20 protein-coding genes are annotated in these 20,544 nt (G+C 42.9%); 6 read left to right on the top strand and 14 right to left on the bottom strand.

The features are described from left to right. The first annotated feature begins 105 nt into the window (after positions 1–105). Complete coding sequence (locus R7Q38_RS02530; protein ID WP_213866754.1) at positions 106–1,074, top strand: helix-turn-helix domain-containing protein; 969 nt, start codon at positions 106–108, stop codon at positions 1,072–1,074. A gap of 87 nt (positions 1,075–1,161) precedes the next feature. Beyond that, complete coding sequence (gene cueR, locus R7Q38_RS02525; RefSeq protein ID WP_005376627.1) at positions 1,162–1,548, top strand: Cu(I)-responsive transcriptional regulator; 387 nt, start codon at positions 1,162–1,164, stop codon at positions 1,546–1,548. Between the two features lie 42 nt (positions 1,549–1,590). Here the strand turns inward: cueR and vctC are convergent, their stop codons facing one another. From vctC to rbsD, 13 genes are all read right to left on the bottom strand, one after another. Beyond that, positions 1,591–2,346 carry an iron chelate ABC transporter ATP-binding protein VctC gene (gene vctC, locus R7Q38_RS02520; protein WP_025767868.1) on the bottom strand — a complete coding sequence of 252 codons (756 nt, stop codon included), beginning with the start codon at positions 2,344–2,346 and terminating at the stop codon, positions 1,591–1,593. A 2-nt stretch (positions 2,347–2,348) separates the two neighbouring features. Continuing rightward, entirely contained in the window at positions 2,349–3,299 is a 951-nt protein-coding gene (gene vctG / locus R7Q38_RS02515) for an iron chelate uptake ABC transporter permease subunit VctG (RefSeq protein WP_005376631.1), read from the bottom strand. After that, positions 3,292–4,227 carry an iron chelate uptake ABC transporter permease subunit VctD gene (gene vctD / locus R7Q38_RS02510; RefSeq protein WP_017820306.1) on the bottom strand — a complete coding sequence of 312 codons (936 nt, stop codon included), beginning with the start codon at positions 4,225–4,227 and terminating at the stop codon, positions 3,292–3,294. Before vctD ends, vctG begins: the two co-directional genes overlap by 8 nt. A 22-nt stretch (positions 4,228–4,249) precedes the next feature. Further along, positions 4,250–5,158 carry a siderophore ABC transporter substrate-binding protein gene (locus R7Q38_RS02505; protein ID WP_005376635.1) on the bottom strand — a complete coding sequence of 303 codons (909 nt, stop codon included), beginning with the start codon at positions 5,156–5,158 and terminating at the stop codon, positions 4,250–4,252. A gap of 163 nt (positions 5,159–5,321) precedes the next feature. Further along, positions 5,322–6,002 (bottom strand): Crp/Fnr family transcriptional regulator, encoded by a 681-nt coding sequence (locus R7Q38_RS02500; protein WP_239938723.1) that lies wholly within the window; start codon positions 6,000–6,002, stop codon positions 5,322–5,324. Positions 6,003–6,136: 134 nt separating this feature from the next. Beyond that, a complete protein-coding gene (locus R7Q38_RS02495; RefSeq protein WP_017635382.1) occupies positions 6,137–6,868 on the bottom strand; it encodes a nucleoside phosphorylase in 732 nt (243 codons plus the stop codon). A gap of 10 nt (positions 6,869–6,878) precedes the next feature. Continuing rightward, the gene (pnuC, locus tag R7Q38_RS02490) at positions 6,879–7,610 is read right to left on the bottom strand and encodes a nicotinamide riboside transporter PnuC (RefSeq protein ID WP_239938725.1); all 732 of its coding nucleotides are present in this window, start codon (positions 7,608–7,610) and stop codon (positions 6,879–6,881) included. A gap of 499 nt (positions 7,611–8,109) precedes the next feature. After that, positions 8,110–9,132, bottom strand: coding sequence for a substrate-binding domain-containing protein (locus R7Q38_RS02485; protein WP_239938727.1), 1,023 nt, complete (start codon positions 9,130–9,132; stop codon positions 8,110–8,112). Between the two features lie 35 nt (positions 9,133–9,167). Then, positions 9,168–10,085 (bottom strand): ribokinase, encoded by a 918-nt coding sequence (gene rbsK, locus R7Q38_RS02480; RefSeq protein WP_017820311.1) that lies wholly within the window; start codon positions 10,083–10,085, stop codon positions 9,168–9,170. Positions 10,086–10,308: 223 nt separating this feature from the next. Continuing rightward, positions 10,309–11,187 carry a ribose ABC transporter substrate-binding protein RbsB gene (gene rbsB / locus R7Q38_RS02475; RefSeq protein ID WP_005373143.1) on the bottom strand — a complete coding sequence of 293 codons (879 nt, stop codon included), beginning with the start codon at positions 11,185–11,187 and terminating at the stop codon, positions 10,309–10,311. 87 nt (positions 11,188–11,274) lie between these two features. Further along, positions 11,275–12,258, bottom strand: coding sequence for a ribose ABC transporter permease (gene rbsC, locus R7Q38_RS02470; RefSeq protein ID WP_005382618.1), 984 nt, complete (start codon positions 12,256–12,258; stop codon positions 11,275–11,277). Further along, positions 12,255–13,760 (bottom strand): ribose ABC transporter ATP-binding protein RbsA, encoded by a 1,506-nt coding sequence (rbsA, locus tag R7Q38_RS02465; protein ID WP_005373147.1) that lies wholly within the window; start codon positions 13,758–13,760, stop codon positions 12,255–12,257. The genes rbsC and rbsA overlap by 4 nt, the downstream gene beginning before the upstream one ends. Before the next feature lie 23 nt (positions 13,761–13,783). Then, the gene (gene rbsD, locus R7Q38_RS02460; RefSeq protein ID WP_005382620.1) at positions 13,784–14,203 is read right to left on the bottom strand and encodes a D-ribose pyranase; all 420 of its coding nucleotides are present in this window, start codon (positions 14,201–14,203) and stop codon (positions 13,784–13,786) included. Between the two features lie 473 nt (positions 14,204–14,676). On the opposite strand from rbsD, the gene R7Q38_RS02455 reads away from it, so the two are divergent. Continuing rightward, positions 14,677–17,037, top strand: coding sequence for an EAL domain-containing protein (locus R7Q38_RS02455; RefSeq protein WP_213904448.1), 2,361 nt, complete (start codon positions 14,677–14,679; stop codon positions 17,035–17,037). Positions 17,038–17,176: 139 nt separating this feature from the next. Here the strand turns inward: R7Q38_RS02455 and R7Q38_RS02450 are convergent, their stop codons facing one another. Next, positions 17,177–17,752, bottom strand: coding sequence for an imm11 family protein (locus tag R7Q38_RS02450; RefSeq protein WP_239938729.1), 576 nt, complete (start codon positions 17,750–17,752; stop codon positions 17,177–17,179). Positions 17,753–18,599: 847 nt separating this feature from the next. Here R7Q38_RS02450 and R7Q38_RS02445 point away from each other — a divergent pair. From R7Q38_RS02445 to R7Q38_RS02435, 3 genes are all read left to right on the top strand, one after another. After that, the gene (locus tag R7Q38_RS02445; protein ID WP_005373154.1) at positions 18,600–19,241 is read left to right on the top strand and encodes a murein L,D-transpeptidase catalytic domain family protein; all 642 of its coding nucleotides are present in this window, start codon (positions 18,600–18,602) and stop codon (positions 19,239–19,241) included. Positions 19,242–19,569: 328 nt separating this feature from the next. Next, positions 19,570–20,028 carry a hypothetical protein gene (locus R7Q38_RS02440; protein ID WP_239939127.1) on the top strand — a complete coding sequence of 153 codons (459 nt, stop codon included), beginning with the start codon at positions 19,570–19,572 and terminating at the stop codon, positions 20,026–20,028. Between the two features lie 86 nt (positions 20,029–20,114). Further along, positions 20,115–20,438 (top strand): hypothetical protein, encoded by a 324-nt coding sequence (locus tag R7Q38_RS02435; protein WP_005373158.1) that lies wholly within the window; start codon positions 20,115–20,117, stop codon positions 20,436–20,438. The last annotated feature ends 106 nt before the right edge of the window (positions 20,439–20,544 follow it).

Raw genomic sequence — 20,544 nt, 5'->3', positions numbered from 1 at the left:
TAAATATTAATGATAATAATTCTCAGGTATAATAAGCATGAGTTTTATAAATACAAAGGCGATTTGGTTATGCGAAATCGCACAAGTGTTATGAGGAAGTGTCAAATGCAGGAAGTCACAACAAAACGAACAAAAATTGCCAAGATAGCTTTAACCCAAAGACTAGAGGCGACAGAGAAACAATGGATTGTCACGCAAGGCCAACCTTGTCAAACTCAACTGGCCGAAGGTAAGTTCCTATCATATCAGTACAATGATCAAATTTTTGTTCATGGCGGGCGTTGTCTAGAACTTATTGATTCGAATATTGTTTCTACTGCACACGCCTCACTGCTGGTCACTATTCTTTTAGAAGGTAGACTCTCGTTTGGCTACGACGATTTGCAATTTGATTTAGACGCGAGCGACGGCCCTAAGGGTGTAGTGGTGAACTTACTCAAACCTGCAAATTTTCGTCGTTCACTGCTCAAAGATAACCTCATTAATAAGATCAACATATTGGTTAAGCCCCAATGGCTAGAGGCCCGCCTTGAGCAAAATTGTAGTCATCGAGCCTTTTTTAACTCTCATCAGGCGTTTCAACAGTTGGAGCTTACCCAGACGCTATGCGAACTGGCTGAAACGTTAACAAATATAGAAACACCGCAAGAGTTTCAAGAGAAGCTAGAGGTCGAAAGCTTGATCTATCAAATATTACATCAAGCCACCAAGCAAATTCCTAAGAATTTCAGTGCTAAAAACAGCAGTATTGAACGACACATTGATGGTCGGATTGAGGATATTGTCAGCTATATTGAAACTCACCTTGATCAAGAACTACGCTTGGAAAAGTTGGCGAGCCAATTCTCAATGAGTGTTTCAAACCTGCAGCGCCGATTTAAACAATCACTTAATATGACCATAAACGGCTACATTCGTTTTCGACGTCTTGAGATTGCTAGGCAACATTTGGAACGTGGCCTAGTGACGATAACAGAAGCCGCCTATGAAGCCGGATACCACCACCCTTCTAACTTCACTTATGCCTTTAAAAAGGCATTTGGTGTGCCACCACATGAAGTGATTAAAGAGTAAGGGGACTCTAGGTAACAGACTGTTATTTAGGAGTGTCTTATCCACAACATCGGTATATACTCGCCTTAAACGTTATGGAGGTTAAACATGAATATTGGTGCCGTCGCGAAGCTCACTGGGCTTTCATCTAAGTCGATTCGATTATATGAAGACAAAGGGATCATATCTCCACCAGCGCGTAGCGACTCTGGCTATCGCGAATATTCAGATAATCATATTCAAGAGCTTAACTTGGTATCACGCGCAAAAAGCGCAGGCTTTTCGTTGCAAGAATGCAAAGAGTTCGTACAACTTGCTCATAACCCCAATCGCAAAAGTAGCGAAGTAAAAGCAAGAACCATGGACAAACTGAGAGAGGTTGAAGAAAAAATTGCACACCTCATGGAGATCAAAACGCAACTTGAAGGTTGGGTTTCTTCTTGTCCTGGAGATGCAGAGAGCCGATGCCCAATCATAGACGAGCTCACCAAGTAAGCCCGCCTATCTATTGATCTCGTTAAAAACGAACTAGCTCGCTTAATGATAAGTACACATGCGCTTACCGTTTAACTCTATGATGTTAAATGGCGTTTCATAGATGTCCTCTAGCGTAGACGCTTGAATAACATCTTCAACCGCACCACTCGCCACAACTTTACCTTTCTTAAGCGCCAATATGACATCTGAGTAACACGCCGCGAAATTAATATCATGAATCACGACCACCATGGCTTTATTCATGTCATGGGCTAACTGCTGCACAACTTTCATGATCTGAAGAGAGTGTTTGATATCTAAGTTATTAAGAGGTTCATCAAGAAAGACATAATCTGTATCTTGTGCAATCACCATAGCAATAAATGCAAGCTGTCGCTGACCACCACTTAATTCATCCAAGTATTTGTCTTGAATATCTTGCAAATCTAAGTAGTCGATCGCTTGTTCTATGACCTCATGATCTTCTTTAGTCAGATTTCCTTTAGAGTATGGGAAACGACCAAAAGAGACTAACTCTTTTACGGTAAACCGCATTGTAATCGAGTTAGCTTGGCGAAGTACTGCCAGTTTTTTCGCTAGCTCTTTTGTGTCCCATTCCGCGATTTCCTTGCAATCAATGATAACACTACCGCCATCTCGCTCCGTTAAGCGTGAGGCCATAGATAACAGCGTGCTCTTTCCCGCGCCATTTGGACCGATAATCGATGTTACCTTGCCCTTTTCAAACTGAGTATTGGCCTCGTCTACGACTTTGTTTGAACCGAAAGCCTTCGTTAATTTGTCTATTACTATCATATTTATACAACTTTGTTTTTCAGCAGCAGGTATAAGAAATATGCACCGCCGATAAAGTTAATTACGACACTCAACGTCGTCTCAAAACTGAACACGTTTTCGATTATCCATTGCCCAGCAAGTAGTGAACTGATGGATAGAAACGAACATCCGACCAATAGCGTTTTATGTTGGTAACTTCGGAACATTTCCCGGCTTAAGTTGGTCACTAGTAAACCAAAGAACATGATTGGCCCTACCAAAGCCGTAGAAATAGCAATCAAAACCGCCGAGATAATAAACACATTTCTCGTCACTTTAGGTACATCAACACCCAAGCTTTTCGCATTGTCTTGGTCGAGCCAAAACACATCTAAAGTGCGATGCATCCTAAACAACAACCAACATGCAAACATTAAAGCCGGAGCACTAAAGTAAACCAAGTTCACTTTGACATTATTGAAACTGGCGTACAGTTTCGACTGAACAATTGCATATGTGTTTGGGTCCATCAGCAAAGAAAAGAATGACGCCGCATTGGAAAATAGCTGACCAAAGATCAAGCCGACCAATAGCAACGTAATCAAGTTCTTGCTGCCTTTTGAAAAGTAAAACCCAAACAGCAGTAGCGAAAACGACACCATTACAATTACTGCAATCGCGAAATTGACGTACAAGTTAAGAACTAAGGTACTCAACCCACCAAAAATCAACACGATCAAAATTTGGGTTAACACATACAGCGCATCAAAACCCATGATACTTGGCGTTAAAATTCGGTTGTGCGTAATGGTTTGAAATACAAGTGAAGACTGAGCAATGGCCACACCCGCTAGCACTATCGCCAATACTTTAGGAACTCTACGAGACAAAAAATATTGGTAGTTGTCAGCCGTTAGCCCAATACCAATAAACAGACACGCGAAAAGAATCGCAATGCCACCTAGCAGCAGGATTTTCGTTGAATCACGCATGTTGCTTACCTCGCAACAACATAGCGATGAATACCACTCCACCCAATATGCTGATCACGATAGAGATTGGCATTTCATGAGGGAAAATAATTAAACGACTCACCAAATCGCAACACAACACTAAAATGGCCCCATACATGGCCGTAAGCGGAATGTTCTTTTTGAGGTTATCGCCATAAAAGTGACTCACGAGATTCGGTACAATCAGCCCTAAGAATGGCAACTGGCCAACAATCATCACGACACTTGCTGACATGATGGACACCAATAGCACGCCAATCGTCACAACCTGCTGATAATTCAAACCCAAGTTAATCGCGAAATCTTTTCCGATACCTACGGCAGAGATCCTTGCGGCAAAAAGATAGCTGAGGATAACCATTGGTACCGCGATGTACAGCAGTTCAAAATCACCACGCAAGATGTTGGCGAAGTTTGCGACTGTCCAAGCATTCAGACTTTGAAGTGCATCATATTTGTAAGCGATAAACGTAGTCATGGATTGGATGACATTGCCGAAAATAATCCCGACAAGTGGCACAAAAACCACGCTCTTAAATTGAATGCGCTGAATAAAGAAAACAAACGCCAGCGTCCCAAATACCGAGATGCCGAACACGAGCCAAAGGTGATTATCATTACCAAAGAAAACCACGCTCAGTACGTAGCCCAGCATGGCACATTCGATCGTACCAGTTGTAGAAGGTGCCGCAAATCGGTTCTGGCTGATTTGCTGCATGACAAGACCCGCAATACTCAAGCCAGCACCAGCAAGCAATATGGCAAATAAACGTGGTATACGGCTGGTAAAGAAAAGTTCTAATGCTTTCTCATCACCTGAAAAGAGTTGTTGGGGCGTCATGTTTGCCACCCCAACAAATAACGAAACCGTGCTTAAAACCACAAGGGTTAGCAATAACTTCTTCAAAGTTAACCTCTGCTATCTTGGATTACAGTTCAACGGTTTGCTTTATCTCACTGACCATTTTTTCTGTTGCTGTCACACCAGACATCGACAAGTACCACGCGTCCACATCTAAATAAGTGATTTTATGATTTTTATATGCCGCAGTCGCTTTGACTAAGTCGTTATCCATGGATTTACGAATATCGTTATCCGGCGTACCTGTCAGAGAATTTCGGTCAACCACGAGAATATTTTTCGGGTTAGCTTCACGAATAAACTCATAAGAAATGACATCTCCGTGAGTGCCCGTTTTCACGTGCTCAACCGTTTCCAAGAAGCCAAAGTCGTTATAAATGACGCCAAATCGCGATTGGGCACCAAACGCGCTGATGTTGTCACCCATGCTCAAAATCGTTAGTGCATCATTTTTGTTCGATTGGTTGTAGTCACGGATTGCTTTGAATTGAGCATCTAGCGCTTCAATTTTCTGCTCTACTTTTTCTTCGATATTGAAGATCTTACCAATATTGCGCCATTGCGCTTGCGTGCCTTCCCAATAGCCTTGGTTCTCTTTCGCCGCAAAAACAACTGTAGGGGCAATTTCACTCAGCTCTTCATATTTCGCAGACGCTCGCGGACCAACCAAAATCAAATCCGGTTTTTGCATGTAGATGGTTTCAAAATCAGGTTCAAACAAACTACCCGCAGAGGTGTAGTTATCTTTGCTGTATTTTGAAAGGTAACTAGGAAGATTAGACGAGTTAGATACTGCAACAGGATCGATACCAAAGTTGTCCAGCGCATCTAGCGGGCCAAAGCCAATCACAACCACACGCTCTGGGGATTGTTCTAGCTCTGTTTGACCCATGTAGTGGTCAATCACAACTTTAGCAGCGAAAGAAGGAGAAACAGTAAATAACGACAGCATAGCCGCACCGACGAATTTTTTCATTTTGTTAAGCCTTAATGAGATCTATTATCATACGCGTTCGCAATATAACGCTACTCTTTAATGCATTCAACAAAATTTAAGGTACTTTACATTAGTTACGTTTACTCAAGACTTAGATATATCAAAGACTTATAAAACCCATCAGTTTCAATACCTGGGCGTATCATTCATGCGCTTCAATAAACGCTTTGAGTGCCAGCTCATCAATAATCTCCAAACCGTTGTCTGTTTTGGTAATCAATCCCTTTTCAATCAAGTCCTTAACTGCACGTCGATAGACTCGGCCTGAGGTGCCAAACCGCTCAGCCTCTTGGTTCACTTTATCAAAACCACCAAGCAGCTTATCCGTCTGATTACGGACGAGAAGATCATAGGCAATGTTGTAAGTAATGGGATGCAACAAACGATTAGTGTAGATATCCATGGAGTCTTGATAATCCTCAGCCAATGCTGAAGCGAAGAACACCATCATTTGGGGATGATTTTGCAGTGCTTCGGTTAGTTTTTGGATACAGATAACATCAACCTGCATATGTTCATCTGCTATCACATTCCATTGACAAGGAGTCTGAGTGAAGAACTCCATTTCACCATAAATATGATAGTCGCAGTTAGCTTCCCCTAATTGAAAACGTCGTCCATTTGCGGCCAATATGTTCATCGAGACTCGACCTACTGGCACAACATACAAGTACTGAAGTTGCTCACCTTGGCGGAGAATTGCTTCCCCAGCATCAAAGAAACGCGAATTTATTTGGCATTGATAAATCAAATCGCGAAAGGTGGCACTCTTTTCTTCAAGGTATGTTTTGAAGCGACCAGTCGGATAAGGGCTGATTTTCATTTTCTGCTCTCTCAGAAAAAGTTACGGACAACTATTTAAGGTGGATTGTACCCCGTAACTCCAAATAAAAAAGCGACAGTGACCTGTCGCTTTACATCTATTCTGTTTATGTGACTTACTGAGATAGAGACTGGCTAACGCTGAGCAACCAAGGCTTCTAATGCCGTAATCGCGGCACTCTTCTCACCTTGCATCATTACTTTGGCTTCATCAACGTACTGACCAACCCCTTCTTTCACATCTTGTTGATACAGCACCACGTTGTTTAATATCGAAGCCACATGAAGGCCTCGTAGTCGACCGACCGTAAACAGCGCAGAGGTTTCCATATCGGCACCTAAGATGCCTTTCTTGTTCCAATGTTGGCATATTGCATCTTCGTCATCGGTATAGAAACTGTCGTGAGAACGCACCACACCAAAATGATAATGCACTTTTTGCATCGACAAGTAACGCTCAACTTCCTTTAACAGTGAAAAGCTTGCGTAGGCTGGATAAGACGAATCGACATACGCTTTAGAGCCGCCCTCATCTCTTACCGCGCCTTCGGCAATGATCAACTCGCCAAGGTGAATGCCTGATTGCATTGCCCCCGCCGATCCAACGCGTACCACATGAGTCACACCGCACTGTTTTAGCTCTTCCACTGCGATGATCATCGATGGCGCACCTATACCTGTACTACACACTGAAACAGGCTTGCCTTTGTAGTTGCCGGTAAACACACGGTACTCGCGGTTTTCCGACACCATTTCTGCATCATCAAATAATGCCGCGATACGATTCGCTCGATCTGGCTCGCCGCATACAATAACGAGGGGAGCGATTTGTGTTTCATCCACTCCGATATGAGGTTGTTTGGCCATTTTTCGTTCCTTACGCAGTAGCGTGCGCTAAGGTTTTATCGCCATTGCGCTTAGCGCTACGAGCCCACTCACGCGTGCCATTGGCAGCGATGAACATAAGAATCGCGTACTGAACAGACATTGCGTAAACACCTTGCGTCGCGTAGATACCCACACTGATAATGTTAATCACGACCCATAGAATCCAGTTTTCGACGTATTTACGTGTCATCAGAATTTGTGCAACAACAGAAAGTACTGTCATGGTTGCATCCCAGAACGGAAACGAGTCAGGTTCAAGCACCGGTTCAGCCAAGCCAGCACCAAAGAGATTCAAGCTATCAACAGCAATGTTTGCTAGCGCAAAGAAAAATGGGTCGATATAGATCGTTAATAATGCGATACATGCAACGCTAATAGAGGCAGTAGTAATAAGTTTCTGTTTATTTAACCAGCGAACTTCCAGCGTTTCACCTTGTGCGTTTGGACGGGTCCACGCATACCAGCCGTAAATATTCGCACAGAAGAAAAACAATTGAAGAAGCAATAATCCGTATAACTGAATTTGAAAAAAGATAACGGCAAAAAGCGTGACATTCAGCAAACCGAATAAGTAGTTGATGGTTTTTTCTTGGCTGGCAAACCAAATGCAAAGCAATCCAAAAACCGTACCGAAAGCTTCGATCCAACTCATTGCGTAGCCGTCGCCGATCGGAATGTTAACGAGAGTATTATTAATATCGAGTAAGGCAAAGAGGTCCATAACATGTCCTTTATTATTTTGTTTGGAATACGCTTATATTAGAGCGTGATCCCCAACAAAAAGGAGGACATTTGTCCTCCTCTTGATGCACTCGATCATAATTCAGTTCAATGTTTACTTGAAAGCAATAAATGATGCTATTGAACGATGTTGGAAATAGACCTGCCTATGAATCCAAGCCTAGATAGCGTTTTTTGAATGCAGAAGCTGATGCAAATAAAGCTGACGCCAAAAGTGTAATAATAAAGCCAATTGCGTACTCAAATGCTTCATTAACCAGTAGCTGATAGCAGCTCACAAAAAAAATCAATACAACTGTAATAACATTAACTCGGTGAAACCAAGGGTGTTTTACAGATAACTTAGCGTAACCTTTTGATAACATTTAACTAATCCGCCAGACAACAATTAATAGTTTTATTTATAATCAACGACGATAGTAAGGCTTTATCGTATAAAGAGAAACGACTTTTTTAATTTTTTAGCTCAACATCACACGTCATTCAGTGACGTTTGACTTTAACCTCTTGACGCTTTTTCGTTCCACTAGAGCCGGTTCTAATTGTACGACCTGTGCCTCTGTTGACTTTTCATCCAACTTTCGGACAAGAGTCTCAACGGCAGCCTGCCCCAAACGGTACTTAGGCTGATGAATGGTAGTTAGCGATGGCGACATAAATTTCGCGATATGGATGTCATCGTAACCAATAATGGACAGGTCGTCCGGCACTTTAATATCGAGCTCATTTGCGGCGTTAATCACCCCCATCGCCATCATATCGTTACAGACGAAAATCGAGCTAGGTAATGCGCCACGCTGAGCCATTTTTTTGAACGCTTGATACCCACCCTCACACTCGAAGTCCGATTCAATGATCCAATTGGCATTAAATTCCAAGCCAGCTTCGTTCATTGCTCGCTTGTAACCTTCGTATCGCATTTGCGCTTGGTGTTTAATCAAAGGGCCAGTGATGCACCCAATTTCGGTATGGCCGCAATCAATTAAGTATTTCGCCGCTAAGTAACCGCCACGAAGTGAGTTGTCTTGGATTTTATCGCTTGTAAATAGCATCGGCCCCCAGTCCATTACCACAACTGGGATATCTGGGTAACGCTCAAATACATCGATACGCTCTCCTTCTAGCGACGAGCACATCAAGATCAAACCATCGACACGCTTTTGCAATAGCGTATTAATGGATTGACGCATACGTTCGTTATCACCCTCGGTGTTACATAAAATGAGGCTGTAGCCTTTTTGGTAACAGCTACGCTCTACGCCTTTTACGACTTCGCCAAAGAATGGGTTGGTTGAGGTTGTCACGAGCATACCAATGGTTTTGGTACGATTGACTTTGAGGCTACGCGCCAACGCAGAGGGCGCGTAGTAGTTAAGCTCTTTTGCGGCATTGTTAACGCGTTCAGAGATCTCTTCGCTCACAAAACGCGTCTTGTTAATAACATGGCTCACTGTTGAAGTGGAAACCCCTGCCAGTTTTGCGATGTCTTTCATCGTCGCCATGTTACTACTCCTATTTTAATGAGGCGTTGTGCGCCTTATTGTTCAGCGAGAAACGCGTCCACCTCTTCGCGGGTTGGAATCGACGTTTGCGCGCCAAAGCGGGTCACAGAAATTGCAGCCGCCGCATGTGCAAACTTAATCGCTGATTCTAAAGGTAAACCTTCTAGGAGACCAGTGACGAATGCCCCATTAAATGTATCGCCCGCAGCGGTAGTATCCGTCGCTTCAACGCGGAAACCCGAGATGATTTCGCCTCGACCGTTTTGGCTTAACCAAACGCCTTTTGCACCGAGTGTGATCATGACAATTTCTATACCTTTACCATGTAGCACATTCGCCGCTTCTTGCGCGCTTTCGTTGTCTGTTACAGTAATACCTGTCAGAACTTCAGCTTCCGTTTCATTTGGCGTAATCACGTCAATGTAAGACAGTAATTCATCTGACAATTCACGAGCTGGCGCAGGATTCAAAATTACGTTGGTTTTGGCATCTTTCGCTACACGCGCAGCTTTCTCAATGCCGCACATCGGCGTTTCCAATTGCATTAGCAAGTAATCTGCTTGGCGAATACGCTCTAAATCTGGCTCAATCGCTTCTGCTGTCAGTTTGGCGTTCGCTTCAGCTGAAATGCAAATGCTGTTCTCACCACTGTCCGACACTTGAATCATCGCGATACCTGTCGGGCAATTTGGCTGCATCTTCACACCAGTGATATCGATGCCGTCCATTTTGAAGTTTTCGCGAATGTTAATGCCGAATGAGTCGTCGCCCACACAAGCGATAAAACCGATGTCTGCATTTAATCGCGCCGCCGCGACGGCTTGGTTGGCACCTTTGCCACCTGGGATAACTTGATAGTTGCGACCATGCAGCGTCTCGCCTGGGCGAGGGAAAGAAGGCACTTGAAGAACATGGTCAGCGTTTACACTACCTAACACCACTAACTTATTCATACGGTTATCCTCGGTTCTGAATGAACCCTTTTTAAAAACTGTTTAGGAAAATACATTAGATGACTTTAACTTCTCTTCCTGATAAAGGAGTCTCGACAAAAAGCCAAAGGCATCTATACCCCACACTTTGCAGTATTTTGGGTAAGTTTGCCCTCACCTCCTAAACGACAGATATAAACGGAGGAGAGAGCAAAAATTAGGATGATTTATTGGAACTAAAAACTTACTTAGTGACTACTTTTAGTGGTACCGGGATGTACTCTTCTACTTCTTCACCTTTCAAAACTTTGTCAGCCGTTTCAACACCTAAAGCACCGATAAGGTCTGGTTGCTGAGCAATAGTTGCCGCTAGTTTGCCACGGTTAACTGCTGCAATGCCGTCTTCCGTACCATCAAAACCAACGATAACGACATCTTTGCCAGAAGCTTGAACTGCGCGAAGTGCACCTAGCGCCATTTCATCATTCTGTGCAAATACCGCTTGTACATCCGGGTTAGCCGCTAGCAGGTTTTCCATTACGTTTAGACCTTTCGTGCGGTCAAAGTCAGCTGGTTGGCTAGCAAGAAGATCCATATCGCTGCCCTTCACGGCATTCATAAAGCCTTCACCGCGCTCACGCGCTGCCGATGTGCCCGCAATACCTTCAAGTTGAATGACTTTTGCTTTTTCGCCGACTTTTTCCATGATGTAGTGGCCTGCCATTTCACCACCAATTACGTTGTCCGAAGCGATGTGACTCACAACTTCACCACGGCTTGCACCACGGTCTAATGTCAACACAGGGATCTTAGAACGGTTCGCCATACGAATTGCATTAGACACTGCATCAGAATCCGTTGGGTTGATAAGAATTGCTTTTACGCCGCGAATACTTAAATCCTCGATGTTCGACAGTTCTTTACTCGGGTCATTTTGCGAGTCCAGTACAATTAAGTCGTACCCCAATTCTTTCGCTTTTGCTTCCGCACCGTCTTTCATCGTTACGAAGAACGGGTTGTTTAGCGTCGAAACCACAATCGCCATGGTATCTTGAGCTTGCGCCGCTACCGATACGGTTGAAGAAAGAAGTGCAGCAGAGATAAGAGTTGCAAGTTTTTTCATCGTTCTAGTCCTTTGTGTAGGGTGAGCCAGTACACGTCCCCTGACTCGGTTTGTATTCACTGTTTTATATATACAGATTGTTATGAATTACTTGTTTTTGTTGTCTACCAATACCGCCAGCAAGATAACCACTGCTTTTGCAATCATTTGGTAGTAGGAAGAAACATCAAGTAGGTTAAGTGCATTGTTCAAGAAACCGATGATCAGCGCACCAATCAAGGTACCCATGATACGGCCTTTACCGCCCATCAAGCTGGTACCGCCAAGAACAACCGCTGCGATAGCGTCTAGCTCGTAGCCCATACCTGCTGTTGGCTGCGCCGAAGAAAGACGAGACGTTACAATAATGCCTGCAAGCGCTGCTAACATACCGCAGATGGCGTAGACACCAATCTTCACTCGGTCTACATTGATACCTGATAGGCGAGTCGCAGACTCATTGCCGCCTAGTGCGTAAACATAGCGACCAAAGCGCGTGTGGTTAAGTAAATACCAAGCCGCAGCGAACACAACCACCATTAACCAAACAGGAACTGGAATGCCTAGCGCGTAGCCAGTACCAAACCATGCGAACGCATCTGCGGTGTCAGTAAAGCCTGTCGAGATTGGACGACCTTCGGTGTACACCATGGTCACACCGCGTAGTAACGTCATTGTAACCAGCGTAGCGATAAATGCCTGCACCTTACCCTTTGCAATAATGATACCGCTGATCGCACCTAACGCTGCACCTGCGACTAAAGCAGTTGGAACCGCCACCAGCACCGGAACCTCAAGCGCAATCATGCTTGCCGCAAAGGCACCACACAATGCCAATACCGAACCAACACTTAAGTCGATACCTGCGGTTAAAATAACTAATGTCATACCCACTGCGATAATGGCATTCACGGAGGTTTGACGAAGAATGTTGAGAATGTTGTCGACCGTAAAAAAGTTCGGGTTCAAAAATGACACAACAACGATCAGAAAGATCAAAGCTATCAGTGATTTTTGCTCAATCAGCCACTCTTTTGTGAACAACTTCTTGTTGCCAGTTTCGGTTGGTTTGCTCATGGTATTCGTACTCATGCTGCTTCCTCATTGATCTCTTTGCCTACGGCACAGGCGAGTAATTTTTCTTGATCGGCGTCTTTCGCATCAAATTCGCCAGTGATACGACCTTCATGCATCACTAAAATACGGTCGCTCATGCCGAGCACTTCAGGCATCTCGGAAGAAACCAAGATGATGCTCATGCCTTCGGCCTTAAACTTGTTGATGAGCTGATAAATCTCTTTTTTTGCTCCGACATCAACACCACGTGTCGGCTCATCCAGAATCAGAACTTTAGGTTTCGTCATTAACCCTTTCGCTATCGCAACTTTTTGCTGGTTACCACCAGATAAGTTGCCGATGATTTGATCTCGCGTTGGGGTTTTAATGTTGAATAACTTAATAAAATCTTCCACAGCAATCACTTCGTCGCTGTGTTGAATCTGGAAGCCTTTGGTCAGCTGGTTTAGCGAACAAAGTGACATGTTCTCCTTAACCGAAAGACCTAAAACCAAACCATCGCCTTTGCGATCTTCAGAGATGTAAGCGATACCATTTGCCAAGCCATCTTGCGGGCTAACCGGGTTAATAGTTTTGTTATCAAGATTGATAACACCATGCTCACTAGGTAATGCGCCGTAAATGACTTTCATGAGTTCAGTGCGGCCTGCGCCCATCAAGCCAGAAATTCCAAGAATCTCACCACGCTTGAGAGTAAAGCTCACATCCTGAACGCCAGACCCAGTCAAACCAATGACTTCAAGACAAGTTTCGCCATGTTGGACATCAATACGTGGATATTGCTCTTCTAATTTTCGGCCAACCATCATTTCAATTAGGCCATCTTCATCAGTGTCGGACACCTTGCACTCACCGATAAACTTACCATCACGAAGCACGGTAATGTCGTCACAGATTTCAAAGATTTCTTTAAGACGATGCGAAATGTATACGATGCCGCATCCTTGCTCGCGGAGCTCATTAATCACTTTAAACAGTGATTCCGTTTCGGTATCGGTCAATGCGTCCGTTGGCTCATCCATAATGATGACTTTCGACTCAAACGAAAGTGCCTTTGCTATTTCCACCATTTGTTGTTCACCAAGGCTTAAATCGCCAAGCAATGTTTTTGATGAATGCTTTACATTGAGACGTTTTAAAAGCTTGTCAGCTTCGTCATACATTTTGCCCCACTGGATACGCCCTAAGGAGCCGGTGAACTCTCGTCCCAAGTAAATATTTTCGGCAATCGTCAGTTCAGGAATCAGGTTCAGCTCTTGGTGAATAATGCTAATACCAGCTTCCTGTGAATCGCGTGGCCCTTTAAAGGCCGCCGGCTGACCTTGATATTGAATGCTCCCCGCATCCATGTGGTAAATGCCTGTCAACACCTTCATTAACGTTGACTTGCCTGCTCCATTTTCACCCATCAGCGCCATAACACGGCCTGGATAAACATTCAGGCTTGCTTTGTCGAGTGCTTTTACGCCCGGAAACGCCTTCTCAATTTCGCTTAGTTGTAGAATGGCTTGAGTCATAATCTGTCCTCAATATCTCTGGCTTAAAAAACCACGCCCGCTTGGAAAATAACGTTCGCATATGGCGAGCATTCGCCAGTTCTTACGATAGCGCGACTTTGCGCCGTGCGTGCTTTAAACGCTTCATGTGACACGTAGCTCACTTCAATAGATTTGCCCGTTTCTTCACTCTCTTTGCTCAGTTCGTTGAGCAACGCTTCATGCAAAACTGGGCTTGCATCAGAGAACTCTTCCGCAATGATGACCCCTTCGATTTGGGACTCAGATAGAATTACGCGAACAGTATCAAGAAAACTTGGTACCCCATGCGTTAGCGCCAAATCGATTCGCTGAACATGCTCTGGGATTGGTAGACCAGCATCACATATCGTGATCTCGTCAGTGTGGCCTAGCGTCGCCACCAAGTAAGAAATATCTGAGTTAATTAGGGTACTTTTTTTCATCTCATCGACCTTTCGGTTACACGTTCATACAACCATGAGCGCCTGTTTTAAAGTGTTTTCGTTATTAACAGAAAACTCATCGAAACGTTTCGATGAAATAATAATTCGTCATCGCAATTTGACCAGTGTGAGATCGATAAGGTGTGAGAATGATCTGTAATTCAATTGTCATTGAATAGGAAAAGTGCACTTGAGTCACACTTTACCATCGAAACGTTTCGATGATGGTATTTCCCTGTCATTACGGTTAGGTTTTATACAGGGAGGAAGGAAAAGAGACGTCCAACTACTGAGAAAACCTCTAGTTAATAAGCTCGAAACCTTTCACGTCATCACAATTCTTAGATAGCTGCCTGATTTTGGAGAACGCTCACCTTACAATCTGGTTACAATTTGCCAAAACACATCATCCGTTCAGTACCTTACCTGGTACGCGACGTTTGTAGGGACACAAACGGAAACTAAGAACCATAATGAAGTTAAGCAATAGAGTCATTTTGCTTGTCGCGCCAGTGATCTTATTAAGCGCATTAGTATCTAGCTATATTATTTATAGCATTCAAAAAGTGACGCTCATCAAGCGGGAAGACAGCTATATTCAGTTGCAGATGGAAAAGCTCGCCGGGCAGTTTCGACAAGCGAATATTTTTCTTAATAGCTATGCCTATACGCTCAGTAAAAGTGATGTATTACAAGACTATTTGGTTAATCATAACAACCCCTATCGTGAGCGAGTCTTGTTTAATCGATTAGACGAGACCGCTGAAGTATTAAGCCATGGTTACAAAGGCGATGCGAGCATGGCGATCCTCGACGGCAAACAAAACCTTCTCTACTACACAGAAAACAAATATTACGAATCATCAGGTGTGGTCGATCCAAAGGTGTTAGAGTACATATCACGAAGTTTCAATGAGAGAGAGGCTTTCAGTCACACTGGCTTTATTTATAACTCCAGTGGACAAAGCATTCTTCTTCAATATGAGGTCGTCGACAAAAGAACGGGGACTCACCCTTTGAGCTTTGACTCGAAAAATGTGTTTTTTGTGGTAGTTTCCGTATCACTTGAAGCCTTTAACGAGATTAAGCATGAAATCGAGTTTGACACACACAGCGTGATTACTTTCGCCGACAAACCCATTTATCTTGATATTCCTCTCGCTCAAACCATTGAGCTGCTGCCGCACTTTTATGCCGTGCTTTCTCCTGCCGAATATTTAATGTGGAACAAAGTCGATAAAGTGTGGCTAGAACTTGCTTTCTCCTTTGGCGTAGCGGCGTTTTTCACCATCACATTAATCATTTTGGTGTTGTATCGCTATGTGTTGCGCCCTGTTTCTCGCCTTGATAAGCAGCTGAACGAACTTGAATCTAATCAACGTGACAATATTGAAAAGCTAGAAACAAACGATGAAATAGGACGCCTCTCTGCACGCTTTTTTGATATGTATGAGGAACTTAATGTCATCTATAAAAAGACAAAACGCCTAGCTGAAACGGATCACCTGACGCAACTCGCCAATCGCCATCGTTTTCATGAGCTTGCCACTCGTGAACTTATCTCCCCTTCGCAGTTTTTGTGGGTTGTTTACGTCGATCTTGATAACTTTAAATACGTGAATGATAAATACGGGCATGAATTGGGAGATAACTTATTAAAAGTGTTCTCATCACACATCAAGAATGCCTGTCAAAAGTTCTCGCACGATTACAACAGTCCCTGCTTTGCCGCCAGATTATCTGGTGACGAATTTGCAATTTTGCTGAGCTCAAATCAAGAGGTAAAACGCTTGCCTGATTTGCTTGCATCAGAGCTGCTAAAACCGATTAGTAACCTCAGTTCATCTTGGAGTAATTCATTTCCCGTTACGGCAAGCGTAGGTATTGCACAATATCCTCAAGACGGTACTGACATCGCGAAGTTACTCTCCAGTGCCGATGCGGCTATGTATCAAGCAAAACGGGCAGGGAAAAATCAATACGCCTATTATTCAGCCGCTCTCAATATTGAGTCTCAAAGACGAAGTCAACTTGAACGTGCGCTCCGAAAAAGCAATGTAGAGGAAGAATTTCACCTTGTTTTTCAACCCTATATGAACAATCGAAGCAACGAAATTGAGGGGTTAGAAGTCTTGTTGCGCTGGGAAGCCGAAGGTATCGGCCCTATCCCTCCAAAGGAGTTTATTCCAATTGCAGAGCAAGCCGGATTATTTGATAAAATTGACCGCTGGGTTTTCGCCAATGCAACGGCGGAATACCATCAATTAAGGAATATTTTCGGTAAGGATATTGTTCTTTCGGTCAATCTTTCATCAGCAGAGCTAAACTCGATAGAAATGGCAAACTACATCCATGAACAAGCGACACTGCACAGTGTTAAACCAGAATGTATTGAGATAGAAATAACCGAAACCTTTGCCGCAGAACAACAAGGAACGGCTCTACTTGATGAGCTATCAAAACGTGGCTACCGTCTTGCAATTGATGACTTTGGTTCTGGTTACACATCGTTAACTCAGCTCGTTCAGTATCCGGTTCAAAAAATCAAATTTGATCGAGAGTTCCTCGTTACATTGATGAAGACCAACAACGGCCATGTGATCAAACCTATTATTGAGCTATGCCATGCCCAGAATAAAACGGTTACAGCAGAAGGTATTGAACACAATATGATGCATGAATGGCTATCGGCATACCGCTGCGACTATATGCAAGGCTATTTATTTGGCAAACCAATGACTAAAGAACAATTGAGCTTGTGGTGGCAATCGGCAAATGACGACAGTCGATTTGATGCGTCCATGGTCAGCTCAATTAGGGTTTCAAGAACATAAGTTAAGGGGAGACGTACAGCTGTCACAACTGTGGCGGCTGTATTTAGCTGTATATGAGCTTCATTGATAGATGCTCAGCTTTTGTTCCCCCATACCTATATCTATGACTTTAGTCGAGTAAATCACTATTTATTCGTTTTTAAACCAGCACTTCCTTGAAATCCAAACCGGTCAAATTCAGCGCTTTGACGCTATCGTACAAGCCACCTTTTTTGTCCGTGCAAAACGTTCTGAGCCCAGCACCTTTTACTCTGAACAAGTCAGATTCATTAACGGCTTCTCTATTCAAAACGAGTTTCTTAGACGGTCTAGCACGACTTAGCTTACCATGACGAAGATTATACTCGGTAGCAGAGGTATCAATGGCATCAATTTGAGTGACAATGTTTAATGCTCGCCAAGGCTTTCCTTGTAGATTTAATGGTAAAAATTCGACATTCTCGCTCAACACATCGAGCTTATCCGCAATAGAAGCGGATACAGCAAGAGTAAAAGATCCCCATGCTGCAATATCAGGCCTGGGTAATGGCTTTTCACCCTTAACGTCTAACCATTCAATATCAATACTTTTCCAACTGGCTTTAACAGGCTCTCCATAGAGTTGGATAGGTTTGCTTGCCGTTACTTGAAGAGACATTTCCAATGACGACTCTTGCAACATTGCAAAATCATTAACATTGGGAGAGACAATAAACACTTTATTAAATGCTGTCATAACCGTCCTTAAATAAATTTGAGCGCTTTTCTTAATGAGATGAGCACTCTCCCACCAAACCAAACATAATAGATAGAGTTTACTTTCATGTTCAAAAATTTAATGCATTCAGATCTGGCGTTCTTCTCTTTTAATTTCGAAGTTTTATTATTCATATATTTTAATCCACACGATAGAATTATTTTTTCAATTTTTACTATGTACCCTTCCTTATGTAATCGAATAAATTAGAGAATAAACAATAGCACGCATCACTTCACTTTTGTCGAGCTCATCACTCTCACTTAAACGATACATTCACAAGTTCAATTTTTGTACGACTTAGACTTGGCTTTGTCAATCGTGAATAAAAAAAACCGATTCACCGCTGTTTTACTGCCTTTTCTTACTACCCTGTTGTTTAATCATACATTATAAATGCACTTATACACATAACGATTCGGCGTTACGATTTGTTACGAGTTAAATCACAAACTTTTGAGTTATTGGATAAAGCGTAGAAAAAGAAAACACATTGAAATAAAAAGAGTTTCTAAAGTACGAAAAATAAAACGCCGTTTTTATAAATTAGCAACTTCACAAATATCCTTAAACACAGTTTTATTAATTACATATATCAGATATTATTTACGCCGAAGTTTATAGAAACCATCGTTAAACTTCATATTTTATATAAGTTTCAATTAGTTAGTTTTTAACTCGAAAACTTATCGTCAACCCAATATCAAGCACCTAAGCGTGCAATAAGAAACATTGGGAATAGAATTATATTGATGTGCATGTTGTTTTAACGAATGCATGAAGCAATCGGTAAATTTGTAACACCATAGAGTTTTATTTAGCCAAGATGAAAAAGTTAATTTTATTATTTACATGTGCGCTGTTGTCTGTCTCACCTTTTGCTTTTGCAAAACAATCAGATAACGAACCCAGGGATCATTTACGACCAAAGCAAGTTGAACATGTGTTTAAACAAGCCAAGCTAGATGGCATAGTAGACTTTAAGTTGTTCAGTGACGCTTACATCGCTTATCAGAAGACACCCGATAGAAAGAAGTCGGTACTAACGATCATCGACTATAGTAAACCATCAACTGAAAAGCGTTTTTATGTGGTTGATTTAGATAAAAAGAAGCTAATCTACAATACGTATGTTTCTCACGGCGTGAACAGCGGAAAGAAAACAGCGACACAGTTTTCAAATGTCGTAAACTCGCGAAAAACATCATTGGGCACTTTTTTGACTGATACCACTTACTACGGCTCAAATGGCTATTCACTTCGATTAGATGGGCTAAGCTCTGGATTAAACGACAAAGCTCGCGAGCGTTACATTGTCGTGCACGGTGCCGATTACGCAAACCCTTCCTTCATCAAGAAGAATGGATACCTCGGACGCAGTTGGGGTTGCCCTGCTTTGCCAGAGAAGTTGTCTCGCGAGATCATTGACACTATAAAAGGCGGCAGCGTTATTTACGCAAGCGCATAATATCGATGCGACACATATGGGGAAGAAAAAAGAAGATTCTATTTCTTCCCCAGTAATAATCCTGTTAGCTTAATCGTCCTTGTGCAACGACTCTCTTTCCATTTTCGCTTACTCGAAAGCGAAAACTATTGTGTTATTCGCTGATATACCTAAGTGCGATCAGAAAACTCTGTTCATCCCCCTTCCATCTCGTTAGTATACGCTGAGTTCATCAGACACTGGCTTTCATCGTTATCATAGTTCCACTAAGATTCCTTAATCATGGTGGGTAACTGTGGCTTTATATGTTTAGGGTTACTTCTTGCGTTATCTACACCGTATATTATTGATGCTTTCTTTTTCCCTGCTCTCAGGGCTCATCACAGCTTCATATGCGCATGAGTGGCACCACACCAAACATTACACTTCCGAGCGCCTACTTAAACTCTCTCAACAAGACGATTTTGAGCTAGCACACACTGATTTTCATGCCTCAGCTTCTCTGAGCTCTTGGGGTTCAGAAAGTTACTACCTACATATAAAGCGCGAGTTGTTCGGGCTTGTCTCCTGTCGCCGAACATCAGCTACTGATGGCGTTTTATCATCAGATTTTACTCCTGATTATTTTTTACTTATTGCTTTCTCTTCTCCACCACTACTGGAGTTGGCAAAACAAGCATCTCGCTTACCTCTAGACAGTTATGGCGGACTCATGAGTCAACGCTCTCTTTATCGCCTCTCAGGAAGAAAGGAAGCGAACTTAATGTACGTCTTTACTCATGGTCGCAACTCCTTCTCTGTTGTTTAACTTTTTATGACATACAGAGAACACGAAAATGTAACGATAAGAACCAATATGCTCATTGTTACTAGAACCAATTTGAGGTCCATATAATGACAAGAATCGCTACAACCATCGCACTAGCATTACTATTTGCAGCGGGCTCAACCTTAGCAAACACAGAAACTAAGCCAGAAGAAATGAGTAACGACACTCTGTTAGAGTGTGCCAACGTTTCTAACGCACGTATTGCAGTTCCGGAACACAGAGCGATGTTCAGACACTACTTAATGTCTGAGAGAGACTACAGCTTTGACCAGCTATCGTCTGCCGAACTCGAATTTAAAGCAGCAGATAAGAATGAGTCTGAAGTAGAGAACATCTACAAGTCTCAGTGTAAAGAAGTTGGCGAATACCTATATAGCATTGGCTATTAAATTCGAAACTCTAACGACACTCAAAAAGAAAGGCGCAATGTATGCGCCTTTCTTTTTACTGACAAAAACCTGTCGATTAGAGGTCTAATCTGCATACAAGCTTAAA

It is taken from the genome of Vibrio sp. Vb0598 (assembly GCF_033338935.1).
Lineage (GTDB): Bacteria > Pseudomonadota > Gammaproteobacteria > Enterobacterales > Vibrionaceae > Vibrio > Vibrio alginolyticus.
This window is presented reverse-complemented; position numbering and strand designations above follow the sequence as displayed.

Bases quoted from the DNA above. Each gene is read 5' to 3' on its own strand.
- pnuC (WP_239938725.1), bottom strand. From the start codon at position 7,610: ATGGACCTCTTTGCCTTACTCGATATTAATAATACTCTCGTTAACATT.
- R7Q38_RS02495 (WP_017635382.1), bottom strand. From the start codon at position 6,868: ATGGCCAAACAACCTCATATCGGAGTGGATGAAACACAAATCGCTCCC.
- R7Q38_RS02440 (WP_239939127.1), top strand. From the start codon at position 19,570: ATGCTTTCTTTTTCCCTGCTCTCAGGGCTCATCACAGCTTCATATGCG.
- rbsA (WP_005373147.1), bottom strand. From the start codon at position 13,760: ATGACTCAAGCCATTCTACAACTAAGCGAAATTGAGAAGGCGTTTCCG.
- rbsC (WP_005382618.1), bottom strand. From the start codon at position 12,258: ATGAGTACGAATACCATGAGCAAACCAACCGAAACTGGCAACAAGAAG.
- R7Q38_RS02450 (WP_239938729.1), bottom strand. From the start codon at position 17,752: ATGACAGCATTTAATAAAGTGTTTATTGTCTCTCCCAATGTTAATGAT.
- R7Q38_RS02530 (WP_213866754.1), top strand. From the start codon at position 106: ATGCAGGAAGTCACAACAAAACGAACAAAAATTGCCAAGATAGCTTTA.
- R7Q38_RS02505 (WP_005376635.1), bottom strand. From the start codon at position 5,158: ATGAAAAAATTCGTCGGTGCGGCTATGCTGTCGTTATTTACTGTTTCT.
- R7Q38_RS02485 (WP_239938727.1), bottom strand. From the start codon at position 9,132: ATGGCGACGATGAAAGACATCGCAAAACTGGCAGGGGTTTCCACTTCA.
- rbsB (WP_005373143.1), bottom strand. From the start codon at position 11,187: ATGAAAAAACTTGCAACTCTTATCTCTGCTGCACTTCTTTCTTCAACC.
- vctC (WP_025767868.1), bottom strand. From the start codon at position 2,346: ATGATAGTAATAGACAAATTAACGAAGGCTTTCGGTTCAAACAAAGTC.
- R7Q38_RS02445 (WP_005373154.1), top strand. From the start codon at position 18,600: ATGAAAAAGTTAATTTTATTATTTACATGTGCGCTGTTGTCTGTCTCA.
- cueR (WP_005376627.1), top strand. From the start codon at position 1,162: ATGAATATTGGTGCCGTCGCGAAGCTCACTGGGCTTTCATCTAAGTCG.
- rbsD (WP_005382620.1), bottom strand. From the start codon at position 14,203: ATGAAAAAAAGTACCCTAATTAACTCAGATATTTCTTACTTGGTGGCG.
- R7Q38_RS02500 (WP_239938723.1), bottom strand. From the start codon at position 6,002: ATGAAAATCAGCCCTTATCCGACTGGTCGCTTCAAAACATACCTTGAA.
- rbsK (WP_017820311.1), bottom strand. From the start codon at position 10,085: ATGAATAAGTTAGTGGTGTTAGGTAGTGTAAACGCTGACCATGTTCTT.
- R7Q38_RS02435 (WP_005373158.1), top strand. From the start codon at position 20,115: ATGACAAGAATCGCTACAACCATCGCACTAGCATTACTATTTGCAGCG.
- R7Q38_RS02455 (WP_213904448.1), top strand. From the start codon at position 14,677: ATGAAGTTAAGCAATAGAGTCATTTTGCTTGTCGCGCCAGTGATCTTA.
- vctG (WP_005376631.1), bottom strand. From the start codon at position 3,299: ATGCGTGATTCAACGAAAATCCTGCTGCTAGGTGGCATTGCGATTCTT.